This is a genomic window from Fluviispira sanaruensis (assembly GCF_004295685.1).
GTDB lineage: Bacteria > Bdellovibrionota_B > Oligoflexia > Silvanigrellales > Silvanigrellaceae > Silvanigrella > Silvanigrella sanaruensis.
Map to the genome: position 1 here is coordinate 1 of NZ_AP019369.1, position 23,352 is coordinate 23,352.

Sequence of the window (23,352 nt, forward strand, 5' to 3'; positions counted from 1 at the left end):
ATGTTGAATTCAGATTATGAATTGTCAATTATGGATGTAGCAAATCTATTGGGAGTAACTCGACAAGCAGTGTCCCAATTTTTTAAGCCTAAAGCAGGGGCTTTAGCTCGTGGCAATAAAAAAAATGCATCAGTCCCTCCCGATGTAATTAGGTCTTATTTAGAAATTACAAAAGGTTACACTTATAAGAAGCAGGCAATTGCATTTCAGATTGTAAAAGGTGGAGTTGGTAAATCTTCATTATCAAAAAACTTTGCAATTCGCGCTTCGATGTATGGCTACAAAGTTTTATTAATTGATTTTGATCATCAATTAAACCTAACTGTTTCAATGAATGCTTTTCATGAAGATAATTTAGTGTGGCTTGATTATTTAAGAAAAAAAACGACAAACATTTTTGATTTAGTTAAGCCTATTAATTCACATTTAAGCATTATTCCATCATCACCAAAAAATTGTTTAATGGACAAAGAAATAATTCTTGGAGCCGCAAATTTATCAAATTTAATTGCTGATCCAATTAATCAATTATTTAGTGAATTTGATTTAATAGTAGTTGACTGTCCACCTGCACTCACGCATTTAACTCATGCAATTTATCTATCTGTTGATAGAATTATTGCTCCAGTAAAGCCTGATGTATATTCTAAATTGGGACTTGAACAGGTTTTCAATCAATGGGAAGAAATATCTAGTTCGTATAAGAAGAATCCTGAAATAAATATACTCGTAAATATGTATGATCCTAGAATTAAAGCTAGTACTTCATATTTGCAACAGTTTTATGCGCAGTATGCAAACTACATGATCCCAAATCTTATTCGTCAATCGTCAGAGTTTGTTTCTTCTATGGAAGATCAAGAACATTTATGGACTAAAAGAGCAACCCAAGCGGGGGAAGATTTAGATGTGATTGTGAAACATATACTTAACTTATATGAAGTCTCATCTACAAATAGTAAGAAAAAGTCAGATTTAAAAGAAGAAGAGGCGGAATTATGAGTTCTAATATTAATGATATTTTAGAAAAAAAAGCTCTTAATAAAGAAGATATAAAACAAAGAAATTTTTTATCTCATTCAAATCAGTTAATATCTTTAAATTCTGAAAATATAGAAGAAACAGCTGTAACAAGTCTTCAACGATTAATGTCAAATTGGGACTCATCGATACAGCTACGTGAAAATGAATTAAAAAGCGAGAATGACTATAGTAATTTAATATCGCAATATTGGGAAACGTATCAAAAATTAAAGATAAATATCGATGCATCATTTGCATTTATTGCTGGAGATATTCTTTCAAAAGTAAGGAAAAAGTTTTTTGAATCAGAAGAAAAAAACTTTAAAATTTATTTAGAGTCAAAAATACCATTTTCGATAAGACTAGCTTATGATTTTATGGCTATATCAAGTAATTTGTCACAGTTTAAGAACAAAAAAATTTCTATGGAAAAGTTAAGAGCCTTGGTATCTGTGTCACGTAGTGGATATGACCTTTCTTTATTGCTTCCTCAAGTTGACAAATTAGATACAAAAGAAATTTTATCTTTCAAGAAGAATGAATCTGCTGGAAAGTCAAAAATCAATAACACATTGAAAGTTACTCAGATTGCTACAACAATTAATTCACTCGAAAAGCAAATATGCAACTTATTTAATGAAAAAAACGATAAAAAATTAAGTGAAAAGCAACTTTCCCTTATTCTGCTATCAAAAGATAGAATTGAATCAATTATGTTGTTGTTAGATAAGAATATCTCTTGTTACGTTAAATGAGTGCATGATATGCACTCGCATTCTTCCACGTTCTGTGAGATAGAGTTCGACTTGTTTTAATTAAAGGAGATATATGTCGATATCCATTTTACATCAACAAAAAGAATTACTTTTAAAAAATATTTACTCTTATCCTGAAGCTGATGGGTTGCCAGATCATTTTGTAGAAAATATTTTAAAGATTGGCTTTGAAAGTGGTAAATTAGCAGATATTAAGTGGCTAAAAAAAATGTTATCAAATGCTAAAAAAAGTCACCAAATTGCATTAGCTGCAAAAATAATTAAAGAAGAAAAGAAAAAAGAAAAGTTAAAGAATATAGAACAAGATAAGTCAGAAAAAAAACAAGAATTTTTATATTATATTAGTAAATTACCTAGATTTAATGGTTATTCAGAAACCTTTCCTAAAGTCAGCAAATCAGCCTCATTTTTTATAGTAAGAGAATATGGCTCTTGGACATTTCAAGCAATGTCTTCATTAAAAGATACTAAAAGAATTTATTCATTTTGGGCAGTTCAATTTGCAGCAACATTAAGTAAAATAGGCATTAAAAAAATAGTAGAAGTTATTAATAATGGAGAAGATTTATATGAATATGTAATTAAATCAGAATTTTATAATGAATCTTTAATAGATCGCAATAGATACTTTTTTGAAAAAGAAGAGAATAAAAAAAAGAAGGAAAAACAAGAACTAATTGAGACTACTTTATAAAAGAAAAGTAGTCTCAATTAATCTGCTCTTTTTACAAGCTGACTAACCAAAACTACCATCAAAACCAAAACAACCATCATTTTGATAGTAGCGAGGAGTCGGCAAAAATGCAAGGACTAATCGCTAATGGAATCATATAAAATTGACCTTCAAAGTTTATTTCAGTATCAGTCTTACAAAAAATACGATGGTGGCAGATTTATATATAAGAAATGGGGCATTGATTCTCAAGGAAATAAAATACCTCGTATAGTTAAACGATCAGAAGAGCCAGACTTACAATCAACGTATTTATGCAACAAAGATAGAAGTGAGATTTTAAGATACATTCGATTAGACATAGACTTTGATAAAAGTAGATTTGAATTAAGAAACTCAGAAAATACTTGCTTAAGTTGGGAAGCAATTCAGAATACATTATCCAAATTTCCGCAGATATTTGAGGCAATTGAGTATGTAACTAAAAGTACATCAGGGAAGGGTTTCCATATTCTTATTGGGCTATCTCCTTTGCCATTAGATGGAAGAACGTATGGGGCCCAAATTAATGCAAGGCAGTTGCAACAGCTTTTAATTGAAGTTTTTAATGAATTGGGGATAGGTGCAGATCCATCAGGAGCAGGTTTAAAACAGGATTTTTGCACTTATCGAAAAGTAAAAGGTATTGTTTACCACAATGAATTACTGACCAAAAGAATTGAGAAAGAATCCCAAAAACCTTCATATATAAATGAAAATGGTATTAAGATTGTAAATAATAAAGAACCTTTTTTAACTAATTTATTAACGTATGTTAAAAGCGTTTATGAAGAGTTAGAAATAAATTATAGGTTATATCCTGATATTCGAGTTGAAAGATGCCTTTCGAAATTATTTTTATATTTGATGGGAGCTTATCAGCCCAAAATATTCGAAAAAAGATCGTTGACATTAACAGGAAACTTCAAGAAAAGTGTGGTTAAATTTCCATATGTTTCTCCTCACGAGCATATTGAATTAGAAAAAGATGAAATTTTTAAAATAATGGGTACTAGCTCAAGGACTGCATTAAGATATTTTAAAATGCCAGAGTTTAATAAACTCTTTAATTTTGAACTAACAACGGATGATACAATTAAAATTTCCTGTAAATATAATAAAAATGTATTGAAGCAAATCGAAAGAGCTAATAAAGTTTTAGCATCAAATGAAATACAGACAAATGTAAAACTTAAATTAATTGAACCGTATCTTGTTCAAGACGGGGAAAGGAATTTGGCTATAGTTAATTGGGCTATAGCATATAAATGGAATGGTTATTCTGAATATGAAACGTTAGAAAAAATAAAGCTGCGTGTTAAACAAATACCAGCATCAGAGACTTCTAGGTCATGTAAAGATTTGCAACTGAAATGCACTGTACATTCTATATTTTCAAATAGGAAAGAACTTTTTGGAATCAAAAAAGTAAATTTACCAAAATGGTTAGAAGATGATAAATATTTTATTAAAAGTAAAAATTTCTCCTTTATTGAATACTGCTTAAATATGCGGCCATTATTCTTTAGTAGGAGCGTAGCTCCTTGTGGGAATCGCTGGCACCAGAACGTGAAGCGTTGTCCGAATAAAGTTTTTGTGATTAACAGAGGAAAAAATGGGGGCTTAAATGTAATTTGTTTTGAATCCTTTCGGAAGAAGAAAGAAGTAGGTATTGCTTTTCAAGCTCTAACTAGGCCCTTAAAAATTCATGCTGTTTCATTTAATCAAAGAATAGGTTTTTTTGTACAAGATAAATTGCAATTATGTTTAATAAAGAATCGACATTATAAATTAGGTCCTGTTTTACACGCTTTATCCAAGATTTTAAAAAGGCAAGTTTTATATTCTGACATTGTCCATATGCGGAAAAATACAAAATTATATAATTCATTAGCTCATATGCTTTATGACAACGACATATTTGCTTTACACGCTCAACAAATATGCGGAAACAGACCTTCAAAAGTAGAAAACATGGCAGTATATTTTGAGAAAAGAGCAAAAACGCTCGGCATGACGTATGAAGAATATATGAGCAAAATTAGGAAGCCTGATGATATTATTGATAAAAAAAATAGGGATACAGAAATATACTTTTGAAAAGTTGGTGAGACATATTTTTGTATCATACTATTTATGGATGTTTATAAACTTCCATTTTTTTAATTTTTATTTCACATTCATATCCAAGAGCTAAAAGAACTTCGCGAAACTTTGAAAATGTGGGATCCAATTTTCCAGCCTCATATTGTGAATATGAGGCTCTTTCAACTCTAAGTTTTTCAGATAATCTGTACTGTGATATTTTTTCTTTAGTTCGTAACATCTTGAAAATAAATGATGAAAAAATTTTCATATTAGAAAAATTTATTTCAAATGTTGAATTCTGAATGTTGTCTTGAACTTTACATAAATTATGGTCATGATTATTTTTGTTTATAGAGTTTATAATGCTAATAAAAAGAGCATCTTTGCTAGATGCAGCAACTTTGAAATCTAACTCTTGTATTGAAGCAACCCAGATATTTGCCGCTTCACCATACACGCCTGAAATTTTCATACTCACCTCCTTTTAAATATTGGATGTTTATACACATCTAGTCAATAAAAAAATGAAGTTTCTTTTATGAGTCTTTCTTCATATTTTTAATAAACTCGTCGTAAAACGCCTTAAAATGATTTTTTCAAGTTATTATTGATAATACTAAAGAACTTTAATTTTAGTGGCTTATTTTTTGTAAAATATCAAATTTTCTTGCGTTAAAAAACTTGTAATGGCTAGCATCTTTTGCAAAAATGTAGATCATTATTTAAGGAGTCTAATTATGAACGAAAGTGAAGAGCTTGAGTATGAATATGAATTTTTGAGCTTTTGTGAACGACAGCTTAAATACTTTGAACAGCGTGCAAAATTAATTGAAAAAAAACACTATTGGGAGTTAAATACTGAGTTAGAATGGGATATATTTTATGATAATGAACATGAAATAGATGATGTAAAAGAGCGCATAATGCTTAGCAATGAGCGTATTAATAAAATAAGATTTAACATACCTTCAATTTATTATCCTTAATTAAGTAATGGCAATTTTATGCTTATAGAATATTTTTAAATATAAAGGAGATAACATGAATTTTTTAGATGAAAAGCTTATTTCACAAATAACATGTATAAAAATATATCCAGAGTTCAACGAATTAAAAATATATTTTCATGATGACCATGAAAACTATTCTTTTAATAATTCAGACGAGTACGATCAATTTTTAAATTATTTAATAAAAGTTCTTAAATAATATGATCTTATTGGTTTGTTTTTTATAGATTGCACGTAGGGGTGAAACTCCCTTCTTTTGAGAAGCATAAAAGTAATGTCTTGACCAGAACTTAATAAATGAGTAAAAATTTAATAGTTTTTTATTAAAGTAGAAATTTATTTAGAGGTTTTACATGTCTGTATTTAACAATAATTTTTTGTCTGGAAAAATATCATTAGTTACTGGTTCATCAAGAGGAATAGGAAGAGAAATTGCATTAAATTTAGCAAAGCACGGTTCTTATGTTTTTATTAATTATTTCAAGGCTGATAAGTCAGCAATGGATTTAAAACATGAAATTAATCAATTTGGTGGTAATTGCCAATTATTAAAATTTGATGTTTCAGATAGTAATGATGTTAAAGCATCCGTCGAAAATATTTCAAAAGAGTTTAAAAAAATTGATATTTTAGTGAATAACGCAGGTATAGCAAGGGCAGCATTAGCTTTACGATTCAAAGAAGAAGATTTTGATGAAGTTATGAAAGTAAATGTGAAAGGGCATTTTAACTGTATTAAATATTGCTTACCATTGCTATTAAGATCTGACTCGCCATCCATTGTGAATTTATCTTCCGTACTTGGAATTACAGGTGATCTTGGAAACTCTGTTTATTCGACATCAAAATCTGCAATTTTGGGTTTAACGAAAAGTATTGCTTTAGAATATGCAAGTAAGGGACTGAGAGCAAATTGCATAGCTCCAGGTTTTATTAAAACAGATATGACAGCGTTAGTTTCTGAAGAAGTATCAAAAATAGTTCTTTCAAAAATACCATTAAAATTTCAAGGTGAACCAATTGAAATAGCAAACTGTGTTCTCTTTTTAGTTTCTGATGCAGCAAAATATATTACAGGACAAACTATTTCTGTAGATGGTGGAATGGTAATGAAATAAAGAGAGAAATTAAATGAGTAATGAAGATTTATCTAGAATATATTCAAAAATAAAGGTTGAAAGTAATATCGACTTACAAACTAAACTAGAAAAATACGTAGATTTTGGACCATTATGTAGTTCTGGAATACAGTATTTTTCAGTTGCATTTAAACTTCATAATAGCGAGATTACCAATACATTTGCTAGTGATACTGGTTGGTTCAAGTTTTTAAAAAACGATGATTTTCTATCACAATATTTTTTAAAAGAAGATAAAATATGGAGAGAAGTTTATAGATTTGCAAGAAGATGTAGAAAAGATAATATAGATATTCAAAAAATTTTACTGTATTCGTCATTTGACTATTCATCTAAATTTTATAATGAGATTCTTTTAAGAAGAAAGAAATTTGAACTTAAAAATGGAGTAATGCTGCTAAATAATCATAAATATTTTAGTACATGTTTAACATTTTCTTCAAATAATAAATATTTTTCTGAATTAGATTTTGTAGTAAAAAAAAATAATTTGATGTTAAAAACTCTAAATCAAATATTGTACTGTATTGATGTATTATCAACTATTTCGGAGAAAAATTCAAAAATATAATCTATTTTTTTAATATTTCTAATATAATATCTGGAATTTTTACTGGTTTCTTCCGATTTGTATCAAAGCAAACCATTGTTGTAGAACATAATCCAACTAATATGCCATCTGAATTTGTGATTTTATATAATAATTCAAATGAGCTATTTTTTATATCACCAGAAGCTATGTGTACAGATAAAAAGTCATTAAATTTTGCCTGACTTATATAATCTATATTTAAATTAACTATAATTATCCCAAGAGAAATATTAGGCATTAACTCGCTAATTTCATGACGATTAAAATAATTCATTCTTGAATCATGAATTATCGATATTAATTTATCATGCCCTAGATGATTACCATAGTTAATATCATCAATTCGTACTCGGGTTTTAAATTCAAATATAATATTTTTTGAATCAAATTCAATTTTACTTTTGCTCATATATTTTCCTTATCCATGTAATGGGCGCTATAAAATCAACTTCCACGTCATAATAAACAGGGTCAGAAAATTTAGTATCATAAGTGTTCAAAATATATAAGTTAAAACATTTTTTCTTATCAGAAAATCCTACGCGCCTGAATGTGAGGCTATTTGAGTCTTTCATTTTTACAATACAATCTCTCCCTATTGTATCTAAATTATTAGAGCTTTTTTTTCCAATAATCCATGAATTCTTTTGATAATACGGAAACATACTGTCATTATCTAGGAGCAAATTTACAAGTTTATATTTATTTGCTGACATTAATAACCTCATTTCCTCAAGTGCTATAATGTCATCTCTATTATCTTCTGATTCGTTTAGAATATATTTTAAATTTTCTTGATTAGCTGAAAATACGGGACTTTCGCCTCTTCCAGTTTTAATCCATTCCTTTTTAACTGTTACTCCTTCTGAATTAAATAAATAACAAATTAAGTCAATTTTTTCTTCAGGTATATTTAGGTTGTTTTCTTCCCATTTTCTTAATGTATTTTGTGAAATATTGTACTTTTCTCGAATGTATATTCGTGTTAATCTTCCTAATTTTCTCAGATATGTAATTCTACTACCAATATCATTAATTTCCATTATGTGTCCTTAATTTTAGGAATTATGAATTTTATTAAAATTGACTTAAAAAAATTCATTGGTCAAATAGGTCAATAATTTGATATAACATTTTAAGAAAAAAAAACTCTATAGTCTATTAAGAACTATAAAACTCTGGAATATAATTCAATATTATCAATACTTTATAAAATTAAACTATTATAAATTACAAAATACCACATACTTGATATAAATTGACATATATCAAGTATGTGGTATTTTGTAATTTATAAGTTACTGTTTCAGAAAGAATATGATCGCACTCGTTGGTGGAGCGAGAAAAGCGCATCTTTCAAGTTATGAAGTATGTGCACAGACACAGAAAAATAGCGATATTAAATTTATGTTGTCGTTTTATATATAAAATATATTCATCTTAATTTTTAATAGATTATTTGATAAGGAAATATTATGTAAAAATATTTCCTTATCAAATAATCGGTTGTGTCCAAATGTGCAAAGGAGGCAGAAGAATGAGATTAAGAAAACAGATTTGTAGAAATTATCTGTTATCAGTTCTATTGATTTCAAGCATTAGTTGTTCAAAAAAACAACAGAATAATGATGATCAATCAAATGCAGATTCAGAGCAAATTATTAGTCCAACAGTCGACATTAAGTTTCCAAGTGAGCTGTGGAGTAGTAGAAATAAACTATTCTTTAGTGAAGGTCTGGGCGGTATTGGTGAATCATTTGTTGATAGTGGGAATAAACTAAATCAATTTAGTGGGATTGTAGTAAATGTATCAAATGGATCGTTGCAAAATATTTCAATTGAATCAGATGAAAAATGCAAAAATTTGTTTAGTTATGATGCGAATACTTCATCTATTTTGATTGATAACTCGCATGTAATCGATGGTTTGAATTGTAAATTAAGTGCAAACGTAGATTTAAAAAGCAGCAAAAGTGATAAAATTGTTCCAAAAAATTTTACTGGATCTATTAATTTCTATTCAACTTTAGAAGAAAAATATAATAGAAATGATGAAAAAATTAGATCAATACTATCAAGTAATAATGAAAGCTTTGATAATTTTGTAAAAAACTTAAAAGTCGGTATAGTAAGAGTCCAAAATAATGCTATAGAAAATATAGATTTTTTACATAGATTTAAAGAGAAAGTTATAACATTAGATCTAACAAACAGCTCAGTCAGCGATTTAAACTCGCTAAAAGAGTTTAAGAATGTAAAAAAGCTAGTACTTGATAGCAATAGAATGAATTTAAAAAATGTTTTAAATGCTTTAAATCAGATTGATTCACTATCAATCAAAAACTCAGGGATTCAATCAATTAGAGAAATTTTTGATATTATTCCTGAGTTAAAGGAATTAGATATTTCAGGGAATACTAATATTTCTGATTTATATATTATAAATAATTTTAAATTGAATTCTTTGTCTATAAGAAACATTTATCTCGATTCGATTAGATTTTTAGAAAATAATCAAAACATTACTGAGCTTGATATATCAGACAATCCTTTGAAAAGAATACATAAATCAGAGTACCAAGTTTTTGCAAGTTTAAAAAATCTAGAAAGTTTAAATATCTCGATAAATCGTAAAAATCTTCTTTCAACACCAATCAATGATGAAATTTTGAAGGATTATTTTCACTCATTCTTTTACAGTAATAATTATAAATTAAAAAAATTTATTGCAAGAAATGATTATAAGAGAATGACAAATGATTACGTTTTAAGAAGATGCGATATGATTAATAATTTTGATAACGTGTATCTTGGTGATATAAAATCTCTAGAATATATCGATATTCATGGTCAAGGTTGCAGCATTGAAGATGAGTTTGGGAAGATTGGAGGTATTACTAATTTAAGCACAATGCCTTTTTGGAACGGGAATTTAAAATATATAAATATATCAAATACAAATGTTTCAACATTTGATTATCCTATACTAAATGTTAGAAAATTTGAATTTATTTTAAATGAAACCCCATGCGATAAAACCGAGGGGATCAATATGTCTAAGAGTTCTTGTCAGTTCATAATAAGTAAAAAGTCTCCCAATTATAATATGTGCGATGTGTTGAAGTGATTCTTAATTTCTTTTTAGGAGGATTTATGAGATTTCTAGTTCCTATTTCACTGTTTCTAACAGTATTTTCGATAAATGCATGTAAGATAAATTCAAAAAATGATGTTGATGAAAAACAGGTTGAGGTTTTTAAGAGTAAAGATTTAAAAATTTCTGCGCTTGCTCCAAAAAATATGATTTATTTAGGAGAAAAAGAAACTAAACCGAAAGTGGATTTAAATTTAAATAATGATTCGAACGATATTATTTACAACGATGATAATGGTTTATTTACTACGACAGGCAATGGAGGAATTGGTGTTGAATTTGATGAAAAAAATAAAAGAATTCCATTTTCAGGAATTAAATTAGATATTGTAAAGAAAGAACTTGAGATTGAACCTAAAATAGTTTTGGAGTCTGAAGGAGTAACTAAAACGGCAAATCCTGATTCATGCAAAGAAATATTTAATCTCGATTTAAAAAATTCTCTTATATTAATAAAAAAAGAGCTTATTAAAGGCGTTACAATTTGTAGAGTAAAAATCACAGCTTCTGTTATTGAAGATAATAAATTGCTAACAGATTCGGGAAGTTTTGAAGTATCCTTAAATAAAACCTATGCAGGTTATCTTAAAGAAGGTAATAAAACTGCTAACTACGTTAAGAGATATGCTTCAATAAATAGTAATAATATTCAAGAAGTTTTGAAAAAAATGTCAGCATATTTAAATCATGAGTCAACTAAATTTTTAAATTTAGATTACGATGTGAATAAGATTGCAAATGCTGATGATAATTTGCGTGATTTGGATGCTCTTACAGGAGTTCAGTCAATTGTTTCATTATCAGCTGCTAAAACAAATTTAAATAATTTAGATGCAGTTATGCTGTTATCTAATCTTGAACATTTAGATATTTCTGAAACAAAAATAGAGTCTGATACTCTTTCTTATTTAGAAAGGATGCCAAATTTAAAATCACTCTCTGTGAGAAATATTGACATTAAAAATCTTAATAATATAACAAAATACTTAGTAAATCTTGAGTCTCTTGACATATCAGACAATATAAAGCTTGATACAAGCAGTATCGATAGCCTTAAGAATTTACGGAATTTGAAAAAATTAAAGTTTAGAAATATTGGTTTAACTAATAATTTAAATATGCTGACTGGTCTTAATCAAATAATATCAATTGATTTATCTAACAACGATCTTTCAAAATTGACAGAAAATGATGCAGATATTCTATCTAATTTGTTTGATTTAAAAGAGATAAATTTATCAAACACATCTATTCCAAACAATGTTTTAAATCGTTTCTTTGAAAATATTTCAGTGAGGAATACACTTGAGGTATTTATTAATAGAAATGCATTCGATAGAAATAAAGATTCAAATTGTGACAATATTATGCAAGAAAGTGATGTCCGCAGCCTTATAAAACTTACAAATTTAAAGTATTTAGATCTTCATGGAAATAGTTGTAGAAAATCAGATAGAGGTGTTATTTCGTATGCTGGTTTACAAAGTACAAATCTCTTTTCGGGTATGAAAAGTTTAGAAGCACTAAATATTTCTAATACAATAGTGTCTGATTTATCAGGTATATCTAAGCTTGGAATTAAAAATATTATTTTAAATGAGTTGGAAAAAAATAAAGACGGAACGCTTGTAATTAATTATAGTAAAGGAATTAATCTCACAGCAAATGCATGTAAACAGTATTTAGGAGAAACAGAAAAAGCGTGTGAGCGTCTAGGCAAAGGCAGTGAAAAATATGTTGAATATTCAGCAGGCGAATATTCCTGGACAGTACCAGCAAATGTTTTCAAAGTTACGTTGACTGGAGCTTCAGGAGCAAATGGTGGATCGGGTGGCGGAGGATCTGGTTCTGCCGCTCCTTCATATATGGGTTCGTGGGGCGTGATGACATTTAGTGGAGCAGGGGGAGCTGGAGGAAGCGCAAATAACCAACCTGGAGCCAGTGGTGGAGCTGGGATGAAATGCGCACTCGATCTTCAAGATATCCGCGCCTATGCTCCGTCTGGATCGAATGGCAGTGCCGCAACTGTTGGTGGGCTAACTGCATTTGGCGATTATAAATTTCCTTTTGGTGTTGAATATGTAAGCACTCGCAACGGAAATTATAGAATAGGTGGAAAAGGGGGAGTAGGGGGAGTTTCAGTAACACCAGTCAGTGAAGCAGGTTGCATACGACCAGTTAATGAGAAAATGGTTCAAGGGGGCATATCAGGAGCAGGTGGTAATGGAATCAATGGATGGAGCGCTCCAGTAAAAACAGTTGATTTAAGTGTAAATCCTGGGGAACTCATTACAATACAAGTTGGTAAAGGTGGAATTGGTTCTCAAGGAGGAGCTGGTGGCGGATTAATTGGTGATTGGCGTGCATTTTATCAAAAAGCAGGTGAAAGCGGCACTTCGGGGCAAAATGGTGAGGACGGATTTTTAAGAATCACTTACGAAGAATTCAAGTAAAAACTAAATAAATAAAAAAAGCAGTAAAGAATTACTGCTTTTTTTTAAACATATTTGAACCCAAAAGGTGAAAAAATGGTGCAAAAAAAAAATATGGAGACAAAATCAAAACGACAAAGAGACAGAATAAATATCAGTTTATCAGAGAAAAAAATGGAAGAATATAAGATGATAATTTTATTTCGAAAAAAATATGATCTTAAAATCAATGGAAGGATGAGATTATCAGGTCCACTTCTCTTCAAACATTTAATGATTCTTGGTTTGCAAGAAATAGATAAAAAATACGGAGAAGTTGAAAGGATTTTAAAAAAGGAAGGGCTATTTGATGCAGAATAAGAATAATATATTAGAAAATAAAAGTATAATAAGAAAGTATATAAAGCAAAGAAATAAAATGCATGCACTTTCATTGCTACTTGTTTTACTTTCATCAGCTCATACAGCAAATCTATACGCAGATGAATTAAGTTACGGAACAAAATTCACGCTTACTACGATTGCAGGTTGTGCTGTTGGATTTGGATCAGGATACGGCTACGCACAAGCGAATAATTATGATTCTCAACCAAGTCAAATTCTCGGTTGGATGGGAGCTGCTACTGGATGTCTTACAGGAGCGCTTTTTTCATATTTATTTTATGATGACAACACTGCAAAAATGGCCTCAAGAATTTCTTCAGATGAAAAAACAATTACTGATTTACAAATTCAATTAGCGCGACTTAAAAATGAGAAAATGAATTTTGGCAATGAGAATCAAGCTGATATAACACCGAATTTTGCAATGCAAAATCCTTTTGAAAACTTAGGAGTCTCTGAAATCATCACGAAAAAAACACTAGATGAGAAAAATTTACCAAAAGGGTTTTCAAGTGAAACATGCTCAAAATGGCTAAACTTTTATTTAATAGGGGATGGAGGAATTGAGACAGAGAAAAAGGAAAAACTTGAATTCATTGCGATTGATAGGAATTTTGCACTGATTGGGTTTCAGTTTGCATATAGTTATGATGGATGTTTTAAGCCTTCAGATGCACAAAATGGATCATATTATTCACGTCACTGGCCTGAACTGAGAGATTTTTTAAACGGTCGAGTTCATGGTTTTAAAGCAAAATTGATGCAAGCAAAGGCGCTAAAAGAAGAGCATGAAAAAGAGCAATCTGCTTTGAATAATAATCAATAACTATAAATCGAAAGATAAATATATGGAGAAAAATATGAATGGTTTAATTAAAAATACATTTAAATTTTTTAAATTCGTCTTTATTTATAACATATTTACATCATTTCCAGCCCATGCAGGTGGAGATCCCTTTGGTGCATCCATTGGACAAGCAAGTCAGGCAGTTACGAATTGGTTTGTAGTATTAGGAAGTGCAGTGCTTACTATCAATTTATTACTATTTGCAATTTGCCAGTTTATGGACTGGGAATGGACTCGTAATATAAAGCCAAAAGTAACAAAGAGCCTATTTGTAACCATTTTTATTTATTTAATTGCCCAGTTTTTCCAAGGAAGTGTGTCCTCTCCACTTCAACAATTACAAAGCTGTCCTGCAAAAATAGTTGGTCTAAATTGTTAGTATAAATAAATTTCAAAAAATAAAACATCAAATATTAGAGGTTTGTATGATAAAAACGAGCCGAAATGAGAATATCCCTTTCAGAATTCTGGGCGGCTTTAGAATGCGCTCCGTGTATATTTCATTTATTGTATTTGCCATTACAGCGATTATAACAAATATTTTTCAAGTTTTTGAATTTATTTCAGGACCCGTGAGTGCTGTCATATTTTTAACCTCAGGGATAATCGCATTTATTATAGTTGAAAAACTTCATGGAGGTAAATATCCACTCGAAAATTGTGAAAAACTGCTTGCAAAAATGCAATTATCTCAAAAAATGTTCAATCTTGAAAGCGTTAAAGAAGCAAATGTTGAAGTTAAATACAATAAATTTGATGCACACAGTATATCTGAATATGATAAAGATTCTTGGTATTTACCCACAAGTGAAGAAATTATTGGCATAAAAATAGTAGAAATTGGATTTAATAATACTACAGGTGGAAAAATATTATTCTCTGAAAGCCGTTTTGAAGCATTTTGTTCTGCACTTCTGCAAATTGTTCCAACTCAATCATCTATAAAATTTGTAAGCCCAAACGTAATTGACCACGATTGCCCTGAGCATATGAAAAGTAAAAAAATAATGAGGGGCGATTATTTTATATTTATAAGACTGCCAGTTATTATAGGAATGAAAGAAAAAAAGCAGGAAATTATAAAACTCATAAATTCTAACTTTGTTAGAATGACACCGTCTGAAATGTCCGAAGTAACAGAGAAAATTTTCTTCCCTTATAATAGCCCATCAAAAAAAGAGAAACCTGTATTTAGAAGCGGTTTTTCATTTGAAAAAGGGTTTGTAAAAGGAGTTTGGTTTGGAATTGAAACAGCAGTAATAACCCTTGTTCAACTTCCCGCGTATGTTGATGAGCGTTTTCAAATAATTTACACAGCGTTATCAGATATTACATCTACAATTTCTGTTACGGTTCATCCCGTTAAATTTGAAACTCCTGTCTCAAGTTTCATTAAAGAGAAAATAAAAGTTAAGAAGGGGATTAAAAATGAAAACGAAGATGCACAAAAACTTCAACATGACGAAATAAATTGTTTTTTTCAGATATCTATTATGCTTCATGGAAGTCCAGAGCAAATAGCGCAAAAATTTTCAGAAATTGAATCTATTTGTATACGCTTTGGCGAAAGCAATCGGCCGATTTTTGGACAAGACACAGCATTTGTCTCTGATGCAATGAAAAGTTTTTTACCTGGCAGTGAGCCTCGGATTCCATTTCGTAGACAAAAAATTAAGAATATAACTGAAATTATTTATTATCTGCCAAGGCCAAAGTTTTCAAAAAAAGTAGAAAACCCTGACTTAAACTTAAGAACTATTGATAATAGATTGTTTCAAATAAAATTCACGGCACAATATCCAACAGCTTATATCAGTCCGCCAGGAAGTGGTAAATCCCTTTATCTTTCTCTTTCAATTTTGTCGCATATACGGAAAAAGAAGTTAAATAGTGTAGGTGGTTGCTACATCGAAATAGGAATGAGTTTTAAATTTCTTTGCCAAGAAGGTCTTGCCGATGCGTGGCTGACTCTTGTTAAAGAAGCTGATTTTCTACCACTTGAAGATCATCCATTAAGAGCATTTTTTTCGTTTGGAGCAATGGGGCGAGAAGCTGCTACAGAGTGGATTTGTGAATTGTGTTCTATCGATTACGACAAAGAATCAGCTGTTGCTGCTGACGTAAGAGAAATTATCAAAAGTTGTAATAATGAGAAAGTGTATTCCCTTGAAATATTTTATAATTTATTTGAAAAAACTTTTATTGAAAAAGCTTCAAGTGATGAAAAATGGCTCGATAGAATTCAAAATTTAAAAAATTTTGTTGATCCAAATGTTTTCGGCAAAATATTTGTCCCAAAGGAAACAAGAAATTTTGCTTGGGAAAATGCGCGTTTTATTTACTTTTCAACTTCATCTACAAAAGTAACGCAACCAAAGAAACTCTATGGAGCGTATTTTTCCATGGCGATTTCACTGAGTGAAATGCTTTGTGAAAAGCATACTTCAAAACAATTAGAGCCACTCGAAATGCAATTTGTTGTAGATGAGATTCATGCAGCGCGTGACAGTATTCCGCAGAAAAAACTTAGAATAATGAACTCACAGGGAAGAAAAGACGGGATGCGTTCTGAGTTTGCAACGCAGGAATTAACAGATTTAGTAATAGATTCAGAGGATGAAAAGAAAAAATTTGGAATCATTGCAACAACTAGAAGACTTTTCTTTAAAGAGAATCCAGGTGATCTTGTTTCTTATATGTTAAAATCAAGCTCAGATTTAAAAAATAAGCTTGAGAGAATTGAATATGTTTCTAAAAGCAATTTAGAGCTTATGTCTGAAGGAAGATATGCATGGGGATATATAGATGAAAACAGAGAAATTCACCAAGTCATTCTAGATGTGAATAAAGTCGACCTATGGGCATCAACAACGCACGCGGGAAGCATTGCGATTCGGCAGGCATGTTTAAGGACAGGGCTATATGATTACTGGACTACATGCGAATTATTAGCAAAGCGAGGTCCTGTTGAACTTCCGCAATTTATTCCTCCAGACGAAGAAATTCAAAAAATTGTTACAGAAGTGATTCGCAATCCAAATAAAAATTTAAGCGATTTATTAAATTAATTAATAAGAAGAAGGGAATTTTTATGGAAAGTATAGAGAAAAAAAATGAATACAAAGAAAAAATGTTTTATGTAAATGAAAATCAAAGTGCAGAAGTCAATGAAAAAAGTGAAAATTTAAATAATTCAAGGCGAGGCTTTTTAAGCCTCGCTTTTCTTGCGGGAGCAGGAATTGCGAGTGTATTAAAAGAAAAAGTCGCAAAAGCTGACCCCATCGGGGGCGACACAGCAGCTCTCACAGAATTAACAAGCTGGTTAAAATTCCAATGGGCAACTCATATTGTTCCCACAGCTAAAACCATTAAAGAATCATATGAAATGGCAAAGGGATGGGTTGAGGCATGGAATGGTTTTGTCACTGCGTATAATGAAGCCGCACGATTTATTCAGGATGGTGTCACTGCATTAACAAGTCCTGAAGAAAATATTTTTTATCTTCAATTAAAACAGATGATTGATTATGTGGATAGGATATTAGAGTATCGCGGTAATATTTTAAGTTTCCGTCTGCACTATTTAAATCCAGTTTTAATGCAGAAAATTGATAGTTATATTAGCATGGGGCAGAGTTTTTCGCGTAGAGCACGTAATCTCGCAATGCTACAGTACTATAAAAAAGATAATGAAGACGAAATCACCGACGCACAAAGAAGAGATTTCATGCGTCGCTATCCAAACTCTAATATCGAACGAGCATCAATTCGTGCATCAAATGACATCGCAAATTACGGCTATGAATCATTGAGAATAGAAGCTCTTAAAGACACAGTCGAGTTCATAAAAAAAGAAGTTACGAAATATCCAATAAAACCAGGTAAGCCTGGAAAAGGCGAAGCTCCACAGAAAAGTAGAGGTCAGGTTTTCCAAGAGCTATCAGCTGTTACAAGCGTAGATATTGCTCTCCAGCAAACTCATCTCTTAAATGAAATAAATATAAAACTTACAAATTTAATGATGATAATGACGCAAGCGGGGCAGGGGCCTGTAATAAGCGACAATGAACAAATTGTTACAAAAGAAATGTTTGCTGAAATTGCTCGTAAAATGCAGATGTCAATCAAAGAAATCAATAATCCATTTCTAAAAAAGAATGGCAAAGAAGAAAAAAACAAAAAGGACAATTCATAAAACTCATGAATAATTACTCTTTAAAAATGAAAGGAGTAAGTGTGGAAGATTTTTTAAACAGTATGCTTTTGGTAGTTTCTTCTGTTGCTTTTACCTCAATCGTAATTGCAATTTTATATAACTGGATAGCAGGGCATTTTGATAGTAGAAAAATGATTCAGTCTTTAACGATTCTTCTGACTATAGGCGCTGGGATTACAGTATCAGCTATGTTCACAGCAAATATAAACTCTGATTCGATTAATAAAAATCAAGATTTTTGTACAAATACATTTCCATTTCTATGCGGATCTTGGCCTGTTTTTTTTAATCTTTTTCCATTTGTGCTGCAGCCGATCATTAAAACGTTTGGTCTTACTGGAGCAATTCCTTCGATTTTAATCTCAAGCCTCGCTGCATTTATGATCTATACAAAATTAATTAAGGGAGTTTGGCTAGGAAATAAGGAAATTATGGGAGCATTTTTTTGTGGAATCATTCTCTATCTAACACTCGCTCATTTCTACTATTTAAAAGATGGGATTTGGAATTTAGTCGATCAACTTTTTAATACGGACGGCAAGGGAAGTCTCGCGGTATTTGCAGAGAAATACAATAATTGGAATGTGCTCGTATCGAGGGCTTCTTATGAGAATGATGACGCGAGCATATATTCAAAAATTTCGACTGGAGTAGGTGCTCATTTTCTTGAAGCATTTAAAAATGGTTTACTTGAACTTCCTCTTGGATTTCTTGGGGCATTAAATTGTTTTATTATAGTCCTCCAACAGCTTTTTATTTGCATGATTCCATTTACAGTTCTTAAATCTGTTTTTACGTTTGAAAATAACACATTTGTCGCGTTAAAAGCAATTTTTGGTTATTCTATATTTTGCGTTGGTTTGCACATAGAACTGATGCTTTTAAGCTTTATTCCATCTGCGCCAGAAAGCATAAGCTTCACTTCATTTTTTTCAGGCACGTTTTTTCTTCTCGTTATTTTTCTACTCATAATGTTTGTTTGCGTTGTCATGACAGTGTTTGTAGTATTAGTATTATTCTCAATTTTAAAACCATTTCTATCTGTAGCTGCTATATAATAATTTTAAAGGAAAATCGTATGAATGATGAAAATAAGAAGATAAAAGAAAAAAGGAATTGGAACTTAATAATATATAACTTATCAAAATTTTACTATTTTTGGCAGATATTTAATCCAATTATTTTTATAGTATTGATTTGTTATATTGTTTATTTAAAAGCACCAAATGTTCCTCGAATCGAAATTTCACCTGCTCTTGTTATAGAAAATGGTAGAGTATCACGGCTTGCATGTAATTCCGATGATGAGGCTTTTAAAGAAGTTGCCGTTCAGCTTTCAGAATCTCTTGCACAGATTTTATATGCGTATTCATCGAGTGATTCCTATTCTGCTAAAACAGCAGCATTTGGGATAAATTTTGAAGAGAATTCTCCATCTGCAAGTAAATTTCATGACTTTGTTGTAAGAAACATTGAACTCACAGCAAAAGGAAATTCAGGAGAATTTAAAATTGACAAAGAAAAAATTAAAGCTGGATCGTTACCAACTGATTTTTCAATCTACGTAGTTATTCTTTCAGGAACTCAGCTTCTACAATCAAAAACAGGCACAGTCTCACAAATGAAAAAACTTAGTGTAACTTTTAAATTTAATATGGATAGGGGGAGTGATGGAAAAGTTTTTAAAATCATCGGTTTTAATCCTGATTTTAGCAGTATTTAATGCATTGAATATTTATGCCCTAACAGGGGCTCCTGCAACAGATAATACTCTTGTTTCATCTCAGTTTGCTGTGCGAAATGTTTTAAGCAATGATAATAATATCCCTGTAATAAATGTAACTCCTTCACGTCCAACACTTGTGCAGTTTCCTGAAGAGCTTTCAAATTGCAGTGGCGCTTCAAAAATTATTAAACTCGATTACGGTGATGCAAGCGTAACATCAAATAGTTTATCCTTACAAAGCAATCAAAATATGCAAGCACAAACAGAAAACAAATCAGCTGCTACTTATTCGGCAGTTATATTAACTGTCGCTCTTGGTAATTCTGAGGGAAATCAGTCAGGTCAGAATAATTTTACATTTGATGATTTAAAAGAAATGCCAGTAACATGGTATATCTGTCGAATGAAAAGGCAAAAAACAGATACATTTTGTCAAGCCTATCTTAATAACAATGAACCTTATTGTTGGGTTGCCATTGCTGTGAGAATTGTTGATCCAATATACACTAATGGGATTGTAATCCTTGAAAAACCAAACGGAGTCAATTCGCTTGTAAAACCAGAGCAACTGGAAGGGGTGCCGTTTGTTAATACCTTTTTAGATAAAAAAACGAATAAAATTCATGAAGGAAAGAGCATAATTGATAAGATAAAAAGTAAAAAAGAGAGTGAATTTAAAAAACCAGTTATTACAAAAAAAGTGGATGCAATTCTTGTAAGCGAAGCACAGAGCTTTAAAAAGGAAAACACTGACAATAATAAAATTAAGGATACAGTTAAAAAAATTGAAAAAGATAATGACATAGATATCCCATTATTACCTGAAAATAGAAATAAAATAAAAGAGGAAGATAAAACAAAAAAAATAGTCGATCTCAAGAAAACGAATGAAAAAAAAGATTTAGAAGCTTTAGTTGATCCATCTGTTTTTCAAAACGTTATTAACTAATTTGGAGATAATATATGGCTATCGATAAAATTATTATGAAAAAAATTGCGGTTTCAACAGTAATTTTTTCATCGATCGGTGGAGGAATATATGGATCTGTGCGCTATGTTATGTCGACAAATAAAAAAGTCCAAACCGTGCCAGACTCAGTTAAAAAAAGCGCAAAAGACATTCCAGCTGACGAAGCATTTGCAGCTCAATTTGAAACAAATAAGGTTGCAAATGATCCAGTTGCAGATGCAGAGGCAAAAAAAATAATCGCTGAGCGTGAAAAAAATAATTCATCACAGAAGGGCGCTACTGAGAAAGTTGAGCTTGTGAATTCTCAGAGTGAAACCAATAAAGATAAAGAAAAGGGAAATATTAATGAAGTAGAGAAAAAAGATGTTTTAGAAAGTGTAACAACTACTGTAAGAGACATTGACAGCGAGTTTGCTCCTTCAAGTACAAAGCTTACGAGAACAGATTTTAGATCAGTTTTAGTAGCTGAGAATAAAACAGGCAGTAATAAAAATTTTGTAAATGGGGATGCTGCGCAAACGCAGAGTGCTGAAGCTTTGGTGCCTGCATTTGCTACAAATGCACATCGCAATAGCAATAAGCAATTTACTAATGAAACTGCTCAAGAAAAGACTTCTGAGTTGCCTATAAAGAAAAGCAAAGGAAGTCTTTTGCTAGCTTCCAATGGCACTCTTACGAGCCTTCAAGGTCGCGACACTTCAATAGGCGCAGCTGGTTATCAAATTAAAGCAGGAACGCGTGTCCTAGCTCTGCTTCCTGATGGGCTAACAATTACATCAGGAGGGCCGCAACCTACAAGCTTGAGTGTAATAGGGCCACTCGACGATTTTCTTTTTCCGAGCGGTTATATCATCACAGCAAACGCACTCCTAAATCCGAGCGAAGACAAAATCTACATAGAAACAAATTTTTGTGCTTCAAAAAACAACAGAATTAAAAGCGTTTCATGTAAAGGTGTAATTAAGGACATCAGAGGATATACAGGGCTTTCGGGGGATATTTATAATAATTCGGTTTGGAGCGCTGTGGTTGCTTTCTCGGGGGCTACCCTAGCTTCTATACCTCTTTCTCGGATTGAGCGTTCAGCGACTATTAACGGAACAATTGAAAACGTTTCGGTGGCTAATACGATAAATGCTTCACTTGCTCAAGGAATACAGTCTGTCACTCAGAATATTCAAAAGGGGTTTGACAAGAGCGGCACACAAATCACGATTCCGCAAAACTCAATCGTACATATTTTATTCACACAAGACACAGTTCTTTAAATTTATATAATAATAAAATGAGGGAATTTTAGATGAAGTTGCTCAAAATTTTTATCATTTATATTCTATTTGCCAATATGATTTGTAGTGCAGAGATATTTCATGACGGCTCACAACTGAAACTCGTATACCCGAATCCACTTAAAAAAAACATTCTAAATAAACAATCAGAATTAAAAAACAAGCACTTTAAAAAGAAGAGTATCTCATTAAAAAAGAGCGCGTTAAAAAACGTTAATAGCAATGCAAATAAGAAAAAGCTTAAAAGTGTTTTTTCAAATTCTTACTCCTACAAACACAGTTATTTATTTAATGCAGATGTTATGCACCCAATCTCAGGCGATGTAGTGAGTAAATTTGGCTGGAACGCATTTGGTGAAGGGGGATTTAATACGGGGATATTAATAAAACCTCTTAAAAAAGAGGTTTTTTCTCCTGCTGCTGGAAAAATTATCTTTATAGGAGAGGTTGATGGATACACAGGTAAAACAATTGCAATAAAAAGCGATAATTTTTTTGCTGTTATATCTGGGAAAATTAGTGGTAATTTTACAGAAGGGATGCAGCTAAATAAAGGGCAAAAAATAGGCGAATTATCATCAGACAATTTAAATTTTGAAGTGCGCGATTTTCGTGGAAATCCTTACGATCCTATCGCTGTCGTAAGCAAGAAAAAACGAATTGTAAGAAACGTAAATATTTTTCAGGCATTTGAAAAATTACTTTTAAAACACGGATTTCATCCTAAATTCATCCCAATCATGTTTTGTATAGCAAATTGGGAATCAAGTTTGAATCCCTCAGCTACAAATTACAATCGAAATAAAACTCTAGATATAGGTCTTTTTCAAATAAATTCTATCTGGCAGAAAAAATGCAGAGCAAGCATAAATCAGTTGTATGACATAGACGCTAACACACGATGTGCTTTGACTGTGCTTAAAGTTCAAGGACTCAGTGCATGGGTGACATATAATAAATATGCTTCTATGTGTAATGGGTAAATTCAATAATT

General features: G+C 30.9%; 23 protein-coding genes. 20 read left to right on the forward strand and 3 right to left on the reverse strand.

Annotation, left to right across the window (positions count from 1 at the left end):
* The 4 genes from EZS29_RS15035 (at position 1) to EZS29_RS15050 (ending at position 4,611) form a co-directional block, all read left to right on the forward strand.
* On the forward strand, positions 1-1,002 hold the full coding sequence (locus EZS29_RS15035; protein ID WP_130612958.1) for a ParA family protein: 1,002 nt from the start codon (positions 1-3) through the stop codon (positions 1,000-1,002).
* Positions 999-1,778, forward strand: a complete 780-nt coding sequence (locus EZS29_RS15040) for a hypothetical protein (protein ID WP_130612961.1) — start codon at positions 999-1,001, stop codon at positions 1,776-1,778. Before EZS29_RS15035 ends, EZS29_RS15040 begins: the two co-directional genes overlap by 4 nt.
* Positions 1,779-1,851: 73 nt before the next feature.
* Positions 1,852-2,493 (forward strand): hypothetical protein, encoded by a 642-nt coding sequence (locus EZS29_RS15045; protein ID WP_130612964.1) that lies wholly within the window; start codon positions 1,852-1,854, stop codon positions 2,491-2,493.
* Positions 2,494-2,619: 126 nt separating this feature from the next.
* On the forward strand, positions 2,620-4,611 hold the full coding sequence (locus EZS29_RS15050; protein WP_130612967.1) for a hypothetical protein: 1,992 nt from the start codon (positions 2,620-2,622) through the stop codon (positions 4,609-4,611).
* A 34-nt stretch (positions 4,612-4,645) separates the two neighbouring features.
* Here EZS29_RS15050 and EZS29_RS15055 read toward each other — a convergent pair whose 3' ends face one another.
* Positions 4,646-5,071: a helix-turn-helix domain-containing protein gene (locus tag EZS29_RS15055; protein ID WP_130612970.1), complete on the reverse strand. Its 426-nt coding sequence runs from the start codon at positions 5,069-5,071 to the stop codon at positions 4,646-4,648.
* Between the two features lie 265 nt (positions 5,072-5,336).
* Here EZS29_RS15055 and EZS29_RS15060 point away from each other — a divergent pair, with 265 nt between their 5' ends.
* The 4 genes from EZS29_RS15060 (at position 5,337) to EZS29_RS15070 (ending at position 7,319) form a co-directional block, all read left to right on the forward strand.
* Positions 5,337-5,585, forward strand: coding sequence for a hypothetical protein (locus EZS29_RS15060; protein WP_130612973.1), 249 nt, complete (start codon positions 5,337-5,339; stop codon positions 5,583-5,585).
* 55 nt (positions 5,586-5,640) lie between these two features.
* Entirely contained in the window at positions 5,641-5,808 is a 168-nt protein-coding gene (locus EZS29_RS16030; RefSeq protein ID WP_172603999.1) for a hypothetical protein, read from the forward strand.
* A gap of 154 nt (positions 5,809-5,962) precedes the next feature.
* Positions 5,963-6,727, forward strand: a complete 765-nt coding sequence (locus tag EZS29_RS15065) for an SDR family oxidoreductase (RefSeq protein WP_130612976.1) — start codon at positions 5,963-5,965, stop codon at positions 6,725-6,727.
* 13 nt (positions 6,728-6,740) lie between these two features.
* Positions 6,741-7,319, forward strand: coding sequence for a hypothetical protein (locus tag EZS29_RS15070; RefSeq protein ID WP_130612978.1), 579 nt, complete (start codon positions 6,741-6,743; stop codon positions 7,317-7,319).
* A 1-nt stretch (position 7,320) separates the two neighbouring features.
* Here EZS29_RS15070 and EZS29_RS15075 read toward each other — a convergent pair whose 3' ends face one another.
* Positions 7,321-7,749, reverse strand: coding sequence for an acyl-CoA thioesterase (locus EZS29_RS15075; protein WP_130612981.1), 429 nt, complete (start codon positions 7,747-7,749; stop codon positions 7,321-7,323).
* A complete protein-coding gene (locus EZS29_RS15080; protein ID WP_130612984.1) occupies positions 7,736-8,383 on the reverse strand; it encodes a helix-turn-helix domain-containing protein in 648 nt (215 codons plus the stop codon). The genes EZS29_RS15075 and EZS29_RS15080 overlap by 14 nt, the downstream gene beginning before the upstream one ends.
* A gap of 494 nt (positions 8,384-8,877) precedes the next feature.
* Here EZS29_RS15080 and EZS29_RS15085 point away from each other — a divergent pair, with 494 nt between their 5' ends.
* From EZS29_RS15085 to EZS29_RS16150, 12 genes are all read left to right on the forward strand, one after another.
* Positions 8,878-10,467, forward strand: coding sequence for a leucine-rich repeat domain-containing protein (locus tag EZS29_RS15085; protein WP_130612987.1), 1,590 nt, complete (start codon positions 8,878-8,880; stop codon positions 10,465-10,467).
* A gap of 26 nt (positions 10,468-10,493) precedes the next feature.
* On the forward strand, positions 10,494-12,947 hold the full coding sequence (locus EZS29_RS15090) for a leucine-rich repeat domain-containing protein (protein ID WP_130612990.1): 2,454 nt from the start codon (positions 10,494-10,496) through the stop codon (positions 12,945-12,947).
* 75 nt (positions 12,948-13,022) lie between these two features.
* Positions 13,023-13,286, forward strand: a complete 264-nt coding sequence (locus EZS29_RS15095; RefSeq protein WP_130612993.1) for a hypothetical protein — start codon at positions 13,023-13,025, stop codon at positions 13,284-13,286.
* Positions 13,276-14,136, forward strand: a complete 861-nt coding sequence (locus tag EZS29_RS15100; protein ID WP_130612996.1) for a hypothetical protein — start codon at positions 13,276-13,278, stop codon at positions 14,134-14,136. Before EZS29_RS15095 ends, EZS29_RS15100 begins: the two co-directional genes overlap by 11 nt.
* A gap of 34 nt (positions 14,137-14,170) precedes the next feature.
* A complete protein-coding gene (locus tag EZS29_RS15105; protein WP_130612999.1) occupies positions 14,171-14,536 on the forward strand; it encodes a hypothetical protein in 366 nt (121 codons plus the stop codon).
* Positions 14,537-14,582: 46 nt separating this feature from the next.
* The gene (locus EZS29_RS15110; RefSeq protein ID WP_130613002.1) at positions 14,583-17,225 is read left to right on the forward strand and encodes a hypothetical protein; all 2,643 of its coding nucleotides are present in this window, start codon (positions 14,583-14,585) and stop codon (positions 17,223-17,225) included.
* 23 nt (positions 17,226-17,248) lie between these two features.
* Positions 17,249-18,352 (forward strand): hypothetical protein, encoded by a 1,104-nt coding sequence (locus tag EZS29_RS15115; protein ID WP_130613005.1) that lies wholly within the window; start codon positions 17,249-17,251, stop codon positions 18,350-18,352.
* A gap of 41 nt (positions 18,353-18,393) precedes the next feature.
* Positions 18,394-19,431 carry a hypothetical protein gene (locus EZS29_RS15120; protein WP_130613008.1) on the forward strand — a complete coding sequence of 346 codons (1,038 nt, stop codon included), beginning with the start codon at positions 18,394-18,396 and terminating at the stop codon, positions 19,429-19,431.
* A 20-nt stretch (positions 19,432-19,451) separates the two neighbouring features.
* On the forward strand, positions 19,452-20,096 hold the full coding sequence (locus EZS29_RS15125; RefSeq protein WP_130613011.1) for a hypothetical protein: 645 nt from the start codon (positions 19,452-19,454) through the stop codon (positions 20,094-20,096).
* The gene (locus EZS29_RS15130) at positions 20,044-21,048 is read left to right on the forward strand and encodes a hypothetical protein (protein ID WP_130613014.1); all 1,005 of its coding nucleotides are present in this window, start codon (positions 20,044-20,046) and stop codon (positions 21,046-21,048) included. Before EZS29_RS15125 ends, EZS29_RS15130 begins: the two co-directional genes overlap by 53 nt.
* Before the next feature lie 14 nt (positions 21,049-21,062).
* Entirely contained in the window at positions 21,063-22,337 is a 1,275-nt protein-coding gene (locus EZS29_RS15135) for a TraB/TrbI/VirB10 family type IV secretion system protein (protein ID WP_130613016.1), read from the forward strand.
* A 32-nt stretch (positions 22,338-22,369) separates the two neighbouring features.
* Entirely contained in the window at positions 22,370-23,341 is a 972-nt protein-coding gene (locus EZS29_RS16150; protein ID WP_130613019.1) for a M23 family metallopeptidase, read from the forward strand.
* Positions 23,342-23,352 lie beyond the last annotated feature (11 nt).

What these genes read in the sequence shown, in the direction of transcription:
- EZS29_RS15050 (WP_130612967.1), top strand. Translation starts at nt 2,620, where the DNA reads ATGGAATCATATAAAATTGACCTTCAAAGTTTATTTCAGTATCAGTCT.
- EZS29_RS15075 (WP_130612981.1), bottom strand. Translation starts at nt 7,749, where the DNA reads ATGAGCAAAAGTAAAATTGAATTTGATTCAAAAAATATTATATTTGAA.
- EZS29_RS15115 (WP_130613005.1), top strand. Translation starts at nt 17,249, where the DNA reads ATGGAAAGTATAGAGAAAAAAAATGAATACAAAGAAAAAATGTTTTAT.
- EZS29_RS15085 (WP_130612987.1), top strand. Translation starts at nt 8,878, where the DNA reads ATGAGATTAAGAAAACAGATTTGTAGAAATTATCTGTTATCAGTTCTA.
- EZS29_RS15100 (WP_130612996.1), top strand. Translation starts at nt 13,276, where the DNA reads ATGCAGAATAAGAATAATATATTAGAAAATAAAAGTATAATAAGAAAG.
- EZS29_RS15070 (WP_130612978.1), top strand. Translation starts at nt 6,741, where the DNA reads ATGAGTAATGAAGATTTATCTAGAATATATTCAAAAATAAAGGTTGAA.
- EZS29_RS15095 (WP_130612993.1), top strand. Translation starts at nt 13,023, where the DNA reads ATGGTGCAAAAAAAAAATATGGAGACAAAATCAAAACGACAAAGAGAC.
- EZS29_RS16150 (WP_130613019.1), top strand. Translation starts at nt 22,370, where the DNA reads ATGAAGTTGCTCAAAATTTTTATCATTTATATTCTATTTGCCAATATG.
- EZS29_RS15065 (WP_130612976.1), top strand. Translation starts at nt 5,963, where the DNA reads ATGTCTGTATTTAACAATAATTTTTTGTCTGGAAAAATATCATTAGTT.
- EZS29_RS15040 (WP_130612961.1), top strand. Translation starts at nt 999, where the DNA reads ATGAGTTCTAATATTAATGATATTTTAGAAAAAAAAGCTCTTAATAAA.
- EZS29_RS15035 (WP_130612958.1), top strand. Translation starts at nt 1, where the DNA reads ATGTTGAATTCAGATTATGAATTGTCAATTATGGATGTAGCAAATCTA.
- EZS29_RS15055 (WP_130612970.1), bottom strand. Translation starts at nt 5,071, where the DNA reads ATGAAAATTTCAGGCGTGTATGGTGAAGCGGCAAATATCTGGGTTGCT.
- EZS29_RS15090 (WP_130612990.1), top strand. Translation starts at nt 10,494, where the DNA reads ATGAGATTTCTAGTTCCTATTTCACTGTTTCTAACAGTATTTTCGATA.
- EZS29_RS15045 (WP_130612964.1), top strand. Translation starts at nt 1,852, where the DNA reads ATGTCGATATCCATTTTACATCAACAAAAAGAATTACTTTTAAAAAAT.
- EZS29_RS15110 (WP_130613002.1), top strand. Translation starts at nt 14,583, where the DNA reads ATGATAAAAACGAGCCGAAATGAGAATATCCCTTTCAGAATTCTGGGC.
- EZS29_RS15130 (WP_130613014.1), top strand. Translation starts at nt 20,044, where the DNA reads ATGGAAAAGTTTTTAAAATCATCGGTTTTAATCCTGATTTTAGCAGTA.
- EZS29_RS15080 (WP_130612984.1), bottom strand. Translation starts at nt 8,383, where the DNA reads ATGGAAATTAATGATATTGGTAGTAGAATTACATATCTGAGAAAATTA.
- EZS29_RS15125 (WP_130613011.1), top strand. Translation starts at nt 19,452, where the DNA reads ATGAATGATGAAAATAAGAAGATAAAAGAAAAAAGGAATTGGAACTTA.
- EZS29_RS15060 (WP_130612973.1), top strand. Translation starts at nt 5,337, where the DNA reads ATGAACGAAAGTGAAGAGCTTGAGTATGAATATGAATTTTTGAGCTTT.
- EZS29_RS15105 (WP_130612999.1), top strand. Translation starts at nt 14,171, where the DNA reads ATGAATGGTTTAATTAAAAATACATTTAAATTTTTTAAATTCGTCTTT.
- EZS29_RS15135 (WP_130613016.1), top strand. Translation starts at nt 21,063, where the DNA reads ATGGCTATCGATAAAATTATTATGAAAAAAATTGCGGTTTCAACAGTA.
- EZS29_RS16030 (WP_172603999.1), top strand. Translation starts at nt 5,641, where the DNA reads ATGAATTTTTTAGATGAAAAGCTTATTTCACAAATAACATGTATAAAA.